Annotated in this window: 14 protein-coding genes and 2 tRNA genes; 7 read left to right on the top strand and 9 right to left on the bottom strand. The window is 50.9% G+C overall.

The genetic code is table 11. The features are described 5' to 3' along the window. Positions 1-4 precede the first annotated feature (4 nt). From ABXS88_RS12805 to rpsP, 3 genes are read right to left on the bottom strand one after another with little or no spacing between them, the layout of a single operon-like run. On the bottom strand, positions 5-907 hold the full coding sequence (locus tag ABXS88_RS12805; RefSeq protein WP_353672430.1) for a TIGR04168 family protein: 903 nt from the start codon (positions 905-907) through the stop codon (positions 5-7). A gap of 56 nt (positions 908-963) precedes the next feature. Then, a complete protein-coding gene (locus ABXS88_RS12810; protein WP_353672431.1) occupies positions 964-1,368 on the bottom strand; it encodes a KH domain-containing protein in 405 nt (134 codons plus the stop codon). Positions 1,369-1,372: 4 nt separating this feature from the next. Next, the gene (rpsP, locus tag ABXS88_RS12815) at positions 1,373-1,621 is read right to left on the bottom strand and encodes a 30S ribosomal protein S16 (RefSeq protein ID WP_353672432.1); all 249 of its coding nucleotides are present in this window, start codon (positions 1,619-1,621) and stop codon (positions 1,373-1,375) included. A 204-nt stretch (positions 1,622-1,825) separates the two neighbouring features. Here rpsP and ABXS88_RS12820 point away from each other — a divergent pair, with 204 nt between their 5' ends. Continuing rightward, positions 1,826-3,172 carry a hemolysin family protein gene (locus ABXS88_RS12820; protein WP_353672433.1) on the top strand — a complete coding sequence of 449 codons (1,347 nt, stop codon included), beginning with the start codon at positions 1,826-1,828 and terminating at the stop codon, positions 3,170-3,172. 4 nt (positions 3,173-3,176) lie between these two features. On the opposite strand, the gene ABXS88_RS12825 is transcribed toward ABXS88_RS12820, so the two are convergent. Further along, a complete protein-coding gene (locus tag ABXS88_RS12825) occupies positions 3,177-4,040 on the bottom strand; it encodes a shikimate dehydrogenase (protein ID WP_353672434.1) in 864 nt (287 codons plus the stop codon). 55 nt (positions 4,041-4,095) lie between these two features. Here ABXS88_RS12825 and ABXS88_RS12830 point away from each other — a divergent pair. Continuing rightward, positions 4,096-4,169 (top strand) — tRNA-Val (locus tag ABXS88_RS12830). Here ABXS88_RS12830 and ABXS88_RS12835 read toward each other — a convergent pair. The 4 genes from ABXS88_RS12835 to ABXS88_RS12850 all read right to left on the bottom strand — a co-directional run bounded on the left by ABXS88_RS12835 (position 4,161) and on the right by ABXS88_RS12850 (position 7,529). After that, a complete protein-coding gene (locus ABXS88_RS12835) occupies positions 4,161-5,264 on the bottom strand; it encodes a glycerate kinase (RefSeq protein ID WP_353672435.1) in 1,104 nt (367 codons plus the stop codon). The genes ABXS88_RS12830 and ABXS88_RS12835 overlap by 9 nt on opposite strands. 42 nt (positions 5,265-5,306) lie before the next feature. Further along, the gene (locus tag ABXS88_RS12840; RefSeq protein ID WP_353672436.1) at positions 5,307-6,233 is read right to left on the bottom strand and encodes a DnaJ domain-containing protein; all 927 of its coding nucleotides are present in this window, start codon (positions 6,231-6,233) and stop codon (positions 5,307-5,309) included. A 64-nt stretch (positions 6,234-6,297) separates the two neighbouring features. After that, positions 6,298-7,143 carry an inositol monophosphatase family protein gene (locus tag ABXS88_RS12845; RefSeq protein ID WP_353672437.1) on the bottom strand — a complete coding sequence of 282 codons (846 nt, stop codon included), beginning with the start codon at positions 7,141-7,143 and terminating at the stop codon, positions 6,298-6,300. A 17-nt stretch (positions 7,144-7,160) separates the two neighbouring features. Continuing rightward, a complete protein-coding gene (locus tag ABXS88_RS12850) occupies positions 7,161-7,529 on the bottom strand; it encodes a 2Fe-2S iron-sulfur cluster-binding protein (protein ID WP_353672438.1) in 369 nt (122 codons plus the stop codon). 71 nt (positions 7,530-7,600) lie between these two features. On the opposite strand from ABXS88_RS12850, the gene ABXS88_RS12855 reads away from it, so the two are divergent. From ABXS88_RS12855 to gatB, 3 genes are all read left to right on the top strand, one after another. Next, positions 7,601-7,687 (top strand) — tRNA-Ser (locus ABXS88_RS12855). 203 nt (positions 7,688-7,890) lie between these two features. Continuing rightward, positions 7,891-8,337: an Hsp20/alpha crystallin family protein gene (locus ABXS88_RS12860; protein ID WP_353672439.1), complete on the top strand. Its 447-nt coding sequence runs from the start codon at positions 7,891-7,893 to the stop codon at positions 8,335-8,337. A 128-nt stretch (positions 8,338-8,465) separates the two neighbouring features. Then, positions 8,466-9,953: an Asp-tRNA(Asn)/Glu-tRNA(Gln) amidotransferase subunit GatB gene (gene gatB / locus ABXS88_RS12865; protein ID WP_353672440.1), complete on the top strand. Its 1,488-nt coding sequence runs from the start codon at positions 8,466-8,468 to the stop codon at positions 9,951-9,953. Here gatB and ABXS88_RS12870 read toward each other — a convergent pair. Further along, a complete protein-coding gene (locus ABXS88_RS12870) occupies positions 9,950-10,609 on the bottom strand; it encodes a phosphoribosyltransferase family protein (RefSeq protein WP_353672441.1) in 660 nt (219 codons plus the stop codon). The two genes, gatB and ABXS88_RS12870, sit on opposite strands and share 4 nt — an antisense overlap. 217 nt (positions 10,610-10,826) lie before the next feature. On the opposite strand from ABXS88_RS12870, the gene ABXS88_RS12875 reads away from it, so the two are divergent. Both ABXS88_RS12875 and ABXS88_RS12880 read left to right on the top strand, forming a co-directional pair. Continuing rightward, on the top strand, positions 10,827-11,306 hold the full coding sequence (locus tag ABXS88_RS12875) for a Tic20 family protein (RefSeq protein WP_353672442.1): 480 nt from the start codon (positions 10,827-10,829) through the stop codon (positions 11,304-11,306). Between the two features lie 335 nt (positions 11,307-11,641). After that, on the top strand, positions 11,642-13,357 hold the full coding sequence (locus ABXS88_RS12880) for an iron uptake porin (protein ID WP_353672443.1): 1,716 nt from the start codon (positions 11,642-11,644) through the stop codon (positions 13,355-13,357). Positions 13,358-13,457: the final 100 nt, after the last annotated feature.

Below are 13,457 nucleotides of genomic sequence, written 5' to 3' on the forward strand. Positions count from 1 at the left end.
ATGGTCAGGAACTCATCCTAGCATAGATAGACTCCCGCTCAACACAGTGGCCCTGGGGATCCATCCAGATCGATTCAATAGCCTGGACTTGCTGATTTTGCCAATGGATGAGAGAAAAATGATGGCAGGATGAACCGGTGGCCGGCGGCCAGGGACGAATTCTGGGCACACAGGCCGCATTAAGGTATACCGTGCCATGGCTGTCTTCCACCACTCGAGTTCTCAGGCAATCCTGGCGATGGCGGAGACGATGGTGCATATGGCCAAAGGCCACCAAGGGGATGCGCTTTCTCAGTTGTCGGGCCTGCAACAGGGCCTCACTAAAATCCGGATCTCCGTGGTCTCCCCCCAGGGGTTGCCAATCGCGACCGCAGATCGATTCCGGTTGATCTCCCAGGCCCCAGGGCCCATTATGACCGAGGAAAATGAGGGTGTCCGTTTGTGTTTTCTGGATGTTGTCCACCATTTTAAGGATGGACTCCCGGAAGTTGGTAACCCCGTAGCGTTCCCGCAGAAAGGTTTTATTTTTCCAATCTGGCCCTCCCCAACTAAAGGGCCGACTGCCCACCACTGAAAATTGCCAGGACAAAAAATCTAGCTTGCCATAGCCGACATGGCTCTCCGCCAATAGTGTTAGTTGGGTCTGAACTCGGTCTTCTTGCCCATGGTCGTAGGGGGCCTTTTTCCGTCCCCAGCTAGAGGCCGTGTACCAAGCATCATGGTTACCCAGTACAACAGCCTTGGGTAGGTCTAGGGCTGCAATGGAGCGAACCACCGGCAGAGATTCATTGCCCAGGTCTCCCACAAATAGAACCAAGTCAACACCAAGCTGTTGCAGGGCCAGATGATCATTCGTATTCCATAGATCATGAATATCACCGACCACGGCAATGTAGAGAGCAGACATGGCTTCAAAACAAAGGGGAATTCCGACCGAGGGTATCGAGCGTTGGCCCCTAGCATTTAGACTGAGGGAGAGGAAAGGGGCGCAGAGGAAACCACCGGGCGACGACGGGGACTCGTGCGGGATTCTGGGGTCGCAGTAGAAGAACGACGTCGCCGTAAACCCGCGTTTCGGCCGGTTTCGCGTTCTCCATCGTAGATGTCGAGGTAGAGGGATTGTCCTGCTCCTGCCGCGGCACTGGTTAGCACGGCTCGAATAGCGGCTAAATTCCGACCGCCACGACCAAATACCCTGGGCTTATCCGTTTCTTGGAAGGCAAGACGAATCCAGACCCGCTGTTGTTGGTTGGCTTGTTCGCAGTCTACGCACAGGGAGTCTGGAAATTCTAGAAAGGGCTTCACTAAAAACTCTACCAAACCAACGTAATTGGGAGTAGCGGCTGGTAAGGGCACAGAAGAAACCATGCGTCTAGGCTTTGAGCTGTTCAAAAACTTGCGCTTTTTCCAGGAGGGCCCGGACGGTATCCGTCGGCTGAGCCCCTTGTTTCAGGCGCTGTACAATGGCGGGCACATCCAAACGGGTTTCGTCGGTGCGAGGATTGTAGAACCCGAGTTCTTGTAGGGCGCGACCATCCCGACGGCTGGTGCTGTGCATGGCCACGATCCGATAGCTTACTTCTCTCTTCTTGCCAAAACGTTTTAAACGTAACTTGATCATACTTTCTCAAAATTCACCTTTACGATTCTAGCGTATTCTCGCCGTAACACAATCTTCTGTGTCACCGGCAGGACTGTGGCATAATCTCAATCAAGGCCAGATTGGCAACTCCCCTGCCGACTTCTGCGTCACCATAGTTGCTTTCTCAAAAAGCCCCTTCGTCCCGATTAAGGCGATCTCTTTTATCAATTTTCCTTTTCTCGAATGTCTTCTATCGCCTTTGAAATTTTCCTGATCCTAGTGCTAATCATTGCTAATGGTGTTTTCTCGGGATCGGAAATTGCCATTGTCTCTGCCCGCAAGGTTCGGCTAGAACAGTTGGCCAAACAAGGAAATCGGAAGGCCCGTCTGGCACTAAAACTGGCTAATTCCCCTAATAATTTTTTATCAGCGGTACAAATCGGGATTACCCTCATCGGCATCTTGAGTGGGGCAGTGGGGGGAGCCACAGTGGCTCAGCGTCTCGGGGTTTTTCTCCGCGACGTTCCCCTCCTACAGACCTATAGTGAACCCCTCAGTATTTTCATTGTTGTCACTCTGATTACCTACCTTTCCTTGGTGATCGGGGAATTAGTTCCCAAGCGGATTGCCCTCAGCCACCCGGAACAGTTGGCCTGTCAGATGGCCCCCGCGATGCAGGGCTTGTCACGGCTAACGGCCCCTATCGTTTATCTTTTAGGCGCTTCTACGGATACGCTCCTAGCTTTACTCGGGGTGAAAAGTAATGAAAGTAGCCCGATTACTGAGGAAGAAATTAGAGTCTTGATCGAGCAGGGAACCCAGGCCGGCATGTTCGAGGAAGCCGAGCAGGAAATGGTAGAACGAGTGTTTCGCCTTGGTGACCGTCCCATTAAAACCCTGATGACTCCCCGCACAGCTATTGCTTGGTTGGATGTGGATGCTCCCTGGGAAGAAAATCAAAAGGAGATCTCTGAAACCCCCTATTCCCGCTTTCCCGTTGGCCAGGACAGTTTAGATGATTGCCTCGGTTTTGTCCGGGTAAAAGATATTCTCAATGCCCAGTGGCAAGGCCCTGTCGATCTCCGTCGGCTGGTTCAACCCCCGATTTTTGTCGCAGAGAGTACCCGTTCTCTCAATGTACTAGAAATGTTTCGCCAGTCTGGCACCCACATTGCTCTGATCACGGATGAATACGGCGGCATTGAGGGCCTGGTCACTCTGAATGATCTGATTGAAGCCATTGTGGGTAATATTCCCAACGATGATGAAATTGAGGAGCCGCAAATTATCCAACGAGAGGATGGCTCCTGGCTATTGGACGGTCTACTTTCCATCGATCAGTTTAAAGAACTCTTTGACCGAGAAACCCTTGCCAATGAAGCAGAGGGCAACTACCACACCCTCGGCGGTTTTATCATTGAAACCCTCGGCAAAATCCCCCAATCTGGGGATTACTTTCTTTCCGATGGTCTGCGTCTCGAAGTCGTTGATATGGATGGGATTCGGATCGATAAAGTGCTAGTCAGCCAACTTCCTTCCTCCGAGGCCGATGACGATCCCAGGGCCGAATCCGAGACCTCTGAAATTTGAATGATTACTCCAGGTAGGTCTGCAACGCCTCCCGCATGACCGCCACCGGGGCCGCTTGGCCCGTCCAAATTTCTAGCGCGGCCGCTCCCTGTTGTACAAGCATTTCAAGGCCATCCAGGGTTATCGCCCCTTGACGCTTAGCCTGTTGCAAAAAGTGAGTGGGTCTAGGCGTATAGATCAAATCATAAACAATGGCCTGGGGCGACAACGTTTTCATCAGTTCATCGCTAACGGGGGAAGCGGTGACATCCGGGGCCATGCCAATAGGGGTAGTATTAACTAATAGTTGAGTAGCTGGAATCAAACGCTCTAATGCATCCCAACCATAAACTTCCAGAAGCTTTTCCAGGGCCGGGTCAGGCCAACTGGTCTTAAATACTGTCAGTTTATCCAAATCACGCCCCACCACTTGGATACAAGGACAGCCCAATTGAGCTAGGCCGACGACAATGGCCCGGGCCGCGCCACCATTACCTAAAACAACGGGGGTCACGGAAGACCAGTTTTGGTTTAACGCCTGAAGAGGAGAAATAAAACCGGCAACGTCCGTATTGGTACCGTGCCAGCCCGCTTCAGTTCGCCAAACAGTATTAACAGCGCCGACCTGTTGCGCAACGGGGGTTAACTGCTGCAGGAGAGGAATAATGGCTTGCTTGTGGGGAATGGTGATATTAAAACCCTGGACGCCAATAGCGGCGAGGCCGGCCACAGCCATAGTTAATTCTGTCGGATGGATGGGCCAGGCCACGTAAACCCAATCGATACCCAGAGCTGTAATAGCGGCATTCTGCATCAGGGGAGACAGGGAATGACTGACGGGATGGCCAATCACCCCCAGGAGTTTTGTTTTGCCCGTAATGGTCGGCATGGTGCGAATAAAGTTGCTCAACTATTTTTGTTTATGATATATTGGGTAACTGCACGGACGTATAGCTCAGTTGGTTAGAGTACATCGTTGACATCGATGGGGTCACTGGTTCGAATCCAGTTACGTCCATACCAAACTTTTTTTAAGTTCTTGACATCGTTGCTTTAAGGCTGAGGCGGGGCTTTGACAGGCCTGTTCAGCACTAATGTCTGGCCCGACCAGGGAAATAATCTGAGCAACCCCAGGATAATGCTCGAAGCTAGATTGACCAGCCAGAATCACCAGGGGTTTACCGTACTTTTGGGCCAACTGCCAGACCCCCGAGACGACTTTGCCTTGCCAGCTTTGAACGTCCAGAAAGCCTTCACCGGTAATCACCAGGTCACAGGCCTGGAGCTTCTGTTCAAGGCCCGTCAACTCAGCAATGGCCTGAAATCCTGATTTGAGTTGGGCCTGCAATCCCCATACGGCTCCGGCCCCTAATCCCCCGGCGGCCCCGGCCCCTGGAAAATTGGCCTCAAAGCCAGTTTCTTGTTTTAAGATTTGGGCAACGTTGCGTAGGCCCAGATCAAGACGCTCCACCATGGCGCTATCAGCTCCTTTTTGAGGGCCATAAACATAGGCGGCTCCTTGGGGGCCGTAGAGAGGATTGGTCACATCGCTCCAGAGTTCTACGGGGGGTAGTTTAAAATCGGAGGGAGGAATAATTTGTTGCAATCGAGATAGGCCCTGGCCCCCGAGGGGAATGGCGTCGCTATTGGCATCTAAACATTGCCAACCCAGGGCCATCAACATCCCTAGACCCGCATCATTGGTGGCCGAACCGCCGAGGGCCAAAATCACTTTTTGAGGATGCCGAGCTAAGGCCTGGGTAATTAATTCTCCGGTACCGTAGGTGGTGGTTAACTCCGGATTCTGTTCTGAGGGGGTTAGCAATGTCAGACCGCTGGCCTGGGCCATTTCCACTACGGCAACTTGAGATTCGGGGAGCCAGAGATAGGCGGCCTCAACCGGCTGGGAGGGTAACGGGCCACAGACCAAATGCTTTATCCATTGAGCACTGGTTAAACAAGCGGCTAGGGCCAGCAGTGTTCCCTCTCCCCCATCGGCTAGGGGATGACTGTCAACGGTGAAAGTCTCCTGCAGTTCATCCCGGATAATTTGACAAACCTGGAGAGCGGTTAGGGTTCCTTTAAAAGAATCCGGAGCTAGTAAAATTTTCATACGCCTTCCCCCCTGGCCCCTGAGCAAATCTGAGATGGAGTACTATTTCTTTTTGTTACCAAAGAGCCCGCCCAGAAAGCCGCCTTTGCTATCCTTGCTAGCGGATTTTTGGGTATCTGATAGGGTTTGTTTGTCTAATTCCCGCTTAGCCATCATGATTTGTGGATTCTGGGGATCGAGTTCCACTGCTGTCTTGATGTGAACTTTAGCCATGGTCAGCATACTATTTTTTAGGTAAGCCATCCCCAGTAAACAATGGGCCTGACTATGTTTGGGGTCTAGCTTCAAAATTTCCCGCAGTTCTCCAATGGCCGCATTGTACTGGCCCTTTTCATAGTAATCTTGGGCACGGCGCAGATAGGTTTCCTGGGGAGACAGTTTAACGGGTTCTGCCTTCGGCGGTTCGGGTATTGGCGCAGAACTACTCGCTGTCCGTTCGCTTTGAACTATTGTGCGTTGGGATTGGGCAATGACCTTGGCAGGGGTTTCTGCTTTGAGTAGTAAAAAGACGAGATTAAGGTCACTAAGATGGGCAATTTTGCTAAAAACTTGCTCTAAATCACCGTAAAGGTCACGAATCAATGGGTTCAGGAGTTGGCGATAGACTAGTTCTGGATTGTTTTTAGCGGCCCATAGCTTTTGGGTATCTGGAGAGGCCTGAACAAGAGAAGTGCGCTCCTGGGTCAGATTGCGAGCTGTTTGGGAGGCAATGAGTAGGTGTTCCGTACGACTATTTTCCCGAGAGAGAATTTCATAGGCCGGATTCACTAACTTAGAAAAAAGTTTTTCGGCTAGTTTTTTTTGAGACTCATCCTCTGTTTTGCAGGTATCCGGATGCAGGATGTGAGCAATTTTTAAGTAGGATTGTCGAATCTGCTGGGAGGTCGCATCGAGGGGAGTCCCTAAAATGGCATGGTGATCCATCACGTCATACTTAAAGAGGCCTTGCTTAATGGGGAATGAAATCATAGCAAACTACAACTGCCTATCCGATGCGACTGTCCCTATCTTTTTACTATTATCTGGTAAAGTCTCAGGGAATACTAGCTTTTGGGGGACTTGTCAAAGCTTGAAACCAGGCCGAAGCGTCTTCTAAAGCCTGACTAAGGGCCCCATGGATAGGGCCATTGGTGGCCAAAATTCGACCAGAGGCCAACACTAGAGGACTCCCATCGTAGGCACTAACCTGGCCCCCAGCTTCCTGAACCAAGATAATACCCGCGGCAATATCCCAAGGATTAATGCCCCGCTCCCAATAGCCATCGAGACGGCCACAGGCCACATCTGCTAAATCAATGGCTGCCGAGCCACTGCGCCGGACGCCCTGGGTTTGGTGGGTCAGGTAGCAGAATTCTGCATAATTATTGTCTGCCGTTTCTCGACGGTCGTAGGCAAACCCTGACACTAAGAGGCTTTTGCCCAAATCCTTTGTTTGGGAAACTCGAATCGGACGGCGATTGAGATAGGCCCCCAGACCTTGGGCCGCCTGGAACAACTCCTGCCGGAAGGGGTTATAAATGACCCCGACGACGGGAACGCCCTCCACCAACAGGCCCAGAGAAATACAAGAGAGAGGATAACCATGGGCATAATTCGTCGTGCCATCCAGAGGGTCAATGGCCCACAGGCAAGTATCCGTTTCCCGACCAGAATAGCCCGATTCCTCGGCTAAAATGGCATGGTCAGGACAGTGGCGCGACAGAATTTCTAGAATGATCGCCTCTGCTTGTTGGTCAGCCTCCGTGACCAAATTACCGGCCTGGCCCTTTTCTTGAATCTGAGTCAGCTTGCCGTAGCAATCCTCTAGGACAACGCCTGCCGCCAGGGCCGCCTCTGTGGCAATTTCTAGCCAGGTTTTTAACGATTTCCGATCCAGCATCCTCGCCACTCAACGCACTAATCATCTTCTAACGGTAGGCCAAAACGGACGCGGCCACCGCCAAAATAACGGCCAAATTGCAGTTCATAGACTTCATCCTCGTCCTGAGTCTCCACTTCTAGGTCAGAGCGAGCGTAGCTCACACAGAGCAGAGCATAACCCCGGTCTCGTAATTCTTGGGAGAGACCGACGGCTTCGGGTTGGAAAACCTCTCCTGACCGAATCCGCACCGCACAACTGGTACAGGCCCCGTTGCGACAGGAAAAGGGCAGTTCATAGCCCTGGTGTTCCGCTTGGTGCAGGATGTAGCGGTCGCTGGCAACGGTTAGATCGTGGATTTCCCCGGTTTGGCGATGGTGGACACGGAGACGGTAAAACTGGGCCATAAAAAATTTTGGGATTAAGTATTTGGGATTACGCTTTGCTTATTGTACAATGGACTTTTGTGACCACTTTTGGAGAGGTGGCCGAGCGGTTGAAGGCGCAGCACTGGAAATGCTGTTTGGGGGTAACTTCAACGAGGGTTCGAATCCCTCCCTCTCCGTTGCTAATCAGCAAAATTGAAGATGATGTTCTGTCAGGCCCAGGGGGCGGTGATTCGGTAAATCCCCCTCCTAGGGGTCTGGATAGCCGATCCTGATACCCAAGGGCCAGGGGATAAGCTGAGGGTGGAGGGTACGCAAACAAGGCGACTCTCCCAAACCTAAATGCAACCCGAATTGAGTTCTGTGTTTGGAGGCAAGCATAATGGCATTACTCCGTTGGCAACCCCTCAGGGAATTAGATACCCTACAACATGAAATGAACCGTCTCTTCGATACCCTCAGTCCCCAGGGCCTTTTAAAAGAAGGTGACGGCTGGCCGAGTTTCATGCCCCCGGCGGAAATTACGGAAACGCCTGAAGCTCTTCATCTTAAAGTCGAAATTCCTGGCCTACAGGCGGAAGATATTAACGTTGAAGTCACCCGTGATAGCGTCAGCCTTAGTGGCGAACGGCGTTCTGAAACCCGTGCGGAAGAAAAAGGCGTAACCCGTACTGAATTCCGTTATGGCAAATTTGAACGGGTCATTCCCCTACCCAGCAAGGTAGACAATACCCAAGTCACGGCGGAATACAAAGACGGTATCCTCACTCTAACGCTCCCTAAAGCGGAAGAAGAAAAAAACCGCGTCGTTAAAGTGAACTTAGGTTAGGTTTCTTTTGGCGGGATCGCTCGTCATTTCCCCTCTCCCCTGGCCGGCCAGGGGAGTCTTTATTGACTTAGGGTATTGGCCGGGTTTCAGAGCCCTATAATAGACTGAGCTAATTCGTGATCGACACTATGACCGCTACCGCCGTTAAGACTGACTACGAAGCCGTCATTGGCCTAGAAACCCACTGTCAACTGAATACTGCCAGTAAAATCTTCTGTCAGTGCTCTACCCAGTTCAACAGTCCCCCTAACACTAACGTTTGTCCTGTGTGTTTGGGCTATCCAGGGGTCTTGCCCGTCCTCAATCAAGCGGTGCTGGCGGCGGCGGTTAAACTCGGCCTGGCCATTAACGGCCAGATTGCCCCCTACAGTAAATTTGACCGGAAGCAATATTTTTATCCAGACTTGCCGAAAAATTATCAAATTTCCCAGTACGACCTGCCCATTGTCGAGCAGGGTTCCCTGGAAATTGAATTAGTTGATAAAAAAAGCAAACAAGTTACGCGCAAAACCATCGGCATTACCCGTCTCCACATGGAAGAGGATGCCGGGAAATTAGTCCATGCAGGCAGTGATCGTCTGGCAGGCTCAACCCACTCCCTGGTAGATTTCAATCGCACGGGGGTGCCTTTGTTGGAAATCGTCTCGGAACCCGACCTCCGCTCGGGCCAGGAAGCCGCTGAATACGCCCAGGCCCTGCGTCAACTGGTACGGTACCTGGGGATCAGTGATGGCAACATGCAGGAAGGCTCCCTCCGCTGTGATGTCAATATCTCGGTGCGGCCCGTCGGCCAAGCTAAATTTGGTACGAAGGTAGAAATCAAGAATATGAACTCCTTCAGCGCCATTCAAAAGGCCATTGAGTACGAAATTGAACGACAAATCGAGGCCCTGGAAAACGGAGAGGCCATTGTCCAAGAAACTCGTCTCTGGGAAGAAGGCAGTCAACGGACGATCAGTATGCGGAAAAAAGAAGGTTCTAGCGATTATCGATATTTCCCCGAACCTGACCTGCCCCCCCTAGAAGTCTCCGAAGCGCAAAAACAGGCCTGGTTAGCAGAACTGCCTGAACTTCCCGCCGCCAAACGAAGTCGCTATGAAGTCGAGTTTGGTCTCTCGGCCTACGATGCGCAGGTATTAACGGAAGACCGTGAGGTGGCTGAATATTTTGAAAAAGCTGTTCAGGCCGGTGGCAACGCAAAATTAGTCGCTAACTGGATTACCCAAGACATTGCGGCCTACGTCAATACCAACAAAATCAACATCGGAGACTTAGCTTTCACTCCCCAGGGCCTGGCGGAACTAGTGATGTTGATTGAAAAAGGCACCATCAGCGGCAAAATTGCCAAGGAAATCCTACCGGAATTGCTAGAAAAAGGAGGCTCTCCTCAAAAAGTGGTCGAGGCCAAGGGGATGACCCAACTCTCAGATCCGGCAGAATTGGGCCGTATCATTGCCGAAATTTTGGCCGCCCATCCCAAGGAACTAGAGAAATACCGGAGCGGCAAGGGCAACATGAAAGGGTTTTTTGTCGGTCAAGTGATGAAACAAACCAGTGGTCGGGCCGACCCGAAATTAACCAACCAGCTCTTGGAACAGCAGTTAGCGGAGGCCTAGGCCGGGGGATTCTGGAGGCGTAGGGCCAAATTGAGATAATGGCAGACAACCTCATCCGGCACTTGGCTAAAGTCTTCGTACCATAGCCCAATAGATTGCAGGGGAGCGGGTTGCAAGAGGCAAAATACCCGATCGACGCGCTGGCAGAGTTGTTGGTAGCTATCCGGTGCAATCACAGGAACAGCTACGATCAGTTGCCTTGGCCCCTGTTGTTCAGTGATGGCGATTGCCCCCTGGAGAGTCGCCCCCGTAGCCACGCCGTCATCGACTAAAATCACCGTTTTTCCTTTTAGAACTGGAAGGGGTAGCCCACGACGATAGCAAGCATTGCGTCGGGCAATTTCCTGCTCTTCTTCTTGTTGTACTCGGGCTATCTCTGTCGTCGTAATTTTCAAGTAATCCACAATATCTTGATTAATGACCCGCAGACCGCCCAAGGTAATTGCGCCCATCGCCAACTCTGGCTGGCCCGGTGCCCCTAATTTTCGCACCAGACAGACATCCAAGGGCCATCCCAACTGACGCGCAATGGGATAAGCAACCGGGACTCCGCCCCTGGGTAAAGCGAGGACTAATCCCGGTTCATGCTGAATCAATCCTTGCAACTGATCCGCTAGCTGTTGTCCGGCCCAAAGACGATTCGGTAGTCGTTCCATCTGGTTTGATCCTCCTACTGGCAATAATGAGCCTGGCGGTGATCGACCGGTTTGAGGGGAGCTTTTTCCCTAAATGTCCTCTAACTTCAGGCTAACAAGTTTGCTGAAATCCTGGGGGCCTGTAACTGACAAAGGAGGCCCTCTACCAGGAAGACCGTTGTCGGTGATAATGGAAGCAACTCGCGTTGTTCAATCAATATTGAGAGGAATAATCAGGATGACCTGGCGTGGTTCGGTGGATGTCAAAGATAAAATTTTTGGAGCGCTTGTTTACCTCATTCCCCTGCTGGATGCTTTCATGTTCGGCAAATTTCTCTTGACCCAGTTTCCTGCTCTCGCTTTAATTTACCTTCCTCTAGGGCCTTTGCTCCAGTTTTACTACCAGTTTCCCTTCGGTTCCTTCATTGTTTTTCTGGCGCTTTTCTTCGCGGTAGTGAGAAATGAGCGGATCTCCCATTTCATTCGCTTCAATGCCATGCAGGCCATCCTGATGGGGATTTTACTATCCCTATTTGGTCTAATTATGCAGTACGTCTTTGTTGGCCTAGGCATTGACCTCCTCACGGAAACCCTCTATAACTTCGCTTTTTTGGGGGCTATCGTCGCCACCGGCTACAGTATTGTCCAGTCTATCCTCGGCCGCTACGCAGAAATTCCCACTATCTCAGAGGCCGCTTATTCCCAGGTGCGATGGTAAAAAAGAACGCTAGCTTCCCATGCCTATCTACCTTCGCTTGTCATTAAGAAAGCGTTAATTCTTCCATGACAATTCTCAAAAGAAGATGGCAGAATTCCTTGTTCTTCAAAAGCTCGGGCTTCTTTAACTAAACTTAACTTGGCCCTTCCACTGAAGCAATTTTTACAAATTCGGATTTGATCTTGAATTTTGTCAACAAGTCGGTATAATGGCACTTAGGGAAGCTCATTGCCTACACTCTCTTTGTGGGTTTGAATATCCCAAAGTCATTGTGGTCAAGTCCCTATCCACAGAGTCAACCACATTTCTTGCTCAGGTGTGAGGATTATCTAGCTATGAATAAAAAGTTCTTACCTTTACTCAAGGCACTTCCCATTGCGGTAGGTGCGTCCTTGATGTCTTTTCAGGGCTCTATCGCTGCTCCCCAGGATGCCGTTAACTCCCAAGTTCTACCGACTGCTAATCAGACTGACGCCCTGGAAATGATGCGGCGCCGTCAAGACATGAAACGCTTTGATGCCAACATGGGGGCAGATCAAGGCATGTCCCAGGTTACCAGTGTTTCTGAACTCCGCGATGTTCAACCCACCGAATGGGCCTATGAGGCACTGAAAAGCTTGGTTGAGCGCTACGGTTGTATCGTAGGTTATCCTGACCGTACCTTCCGCGGTAACCGAGCCCTGTCTCGTTGGGAATTCGCCGCTGGTTTAAACGCCTGTATGAATGTGATGGAGCGCCTCATTCAAGAGAATGTTGCCGTTCTACGAGAAGATATTGATAAATTGAAAGCCTTAGCTCAACAGTTTGAGCAAGAACTAGCTGCTCTGGGAGCGCGTGTTGATAACCTAGAGTCTAGAGTTTCCTTCCTAGAAGATCATCAATTCTCTACCACCACTAAACTCAACGGGATCGCTATTTTCTCGCTGGAAAACCAATGGGGTGGTGAAAAAGCTATTGACTGGCGTCAACAAGATTTACTGAACCAAGGTCGCCGTAGCGCCCCCGCCGATGTTGATGAAATTGCAACCTTCTCCGACCGGGTTCGTCTCAACTTTGACACTAGCTTCACCGGCAAGGACTTGCTGAAAACTCGTCTACAGGCGGGTAACGTTCCTAACCTGAGTGGCCCTACCGGCACCAACATGGCTCGTCTTTCCTTTGACGGCTCTTCCCCCAACAACAACGTTGACCTCAACAAATTGTGGTACCGCTTCCCCATGGGGAATCTGAAAGCTTGGGTTGGTCCCCGTGGTTTGGCCCTTGATGATGTCTTCAATACCTATAATCCCTACCTCCAGAGTAGTGACACGGGGGCTCTCAGCCGCTTCAGCCGCTATAGTCCCTTCGTTAACCGGGGGCCTGAAGGTGCAGGTTTAGCTCTGCAATACGATTTCAGCAAGCAATTTAACATCGTTGCTACCTACTTGGCTGATGATGGTCAAGCCAGCACCCCTACTGCTAACAATGGCTTTTTCAATGGTAGCTTCAGTACTGGTGCTCAGCTAAACTACAAGGCTACTGATAACCTGGGAATTGGTTTATCTTATCTGCACAAGTACTACAGCGCTGCGGCTCGTCCTAACCTAACCGCTGGCACGGGCAGTGTGATTGCCAGTGATCCCTTCTACGGTACCCCTACCACGGTAGACACCTATAACCTCCAAGGTAACTGGAAAATCACCAACAACCTGAACCTGTCTGCTTGGGGTGGTTATGCGAACGCCAATGCTCAAGGTGGGCGTCGTAATGGTCTCAGTGCTGACCTCTGGACTTGGAATGCTGCCCTTTCTATCCTTGACTTGGGTAAAGAAGGTGCTGTTCTCTCCTTTAGTGGTGGTTTGATGCCCTACGCTCCCTACGTTGGTAGTCTAACAGGGGATTTAATCAGCAATGATCGTAGCGCTCCTTACATCATTGAAACCCAGTACGCATACCCCATCAACAAAAATATCCAAATTACCCCTGGCTTCTACGTTATTCTTAACCCAGAAGCTAACAGCAACAACTCCAGCATCTGGGTGGGTGTTCTGCGGACAACCTTCAAGTTCTAACCAAGATTTCGTTTAACTTGAACTTTTTTAGAAATTCTGTCTTCTCGAATTAACGGGGAGACAGTTTTTTTCTGTTAGGATAAGCCTGGGTATTGGCTAA

It is taken from the genome of Synechocystis sp. LKSZ1 (assembly GCF_040436315.1).
In the GTDB taxonomy this organism is placed as follows: domain Bacteria; phylum Cyanobacteriota; class Cyanobacteriia; order Cyanobacteriales; family Microcystaceae; genus Synechocystis.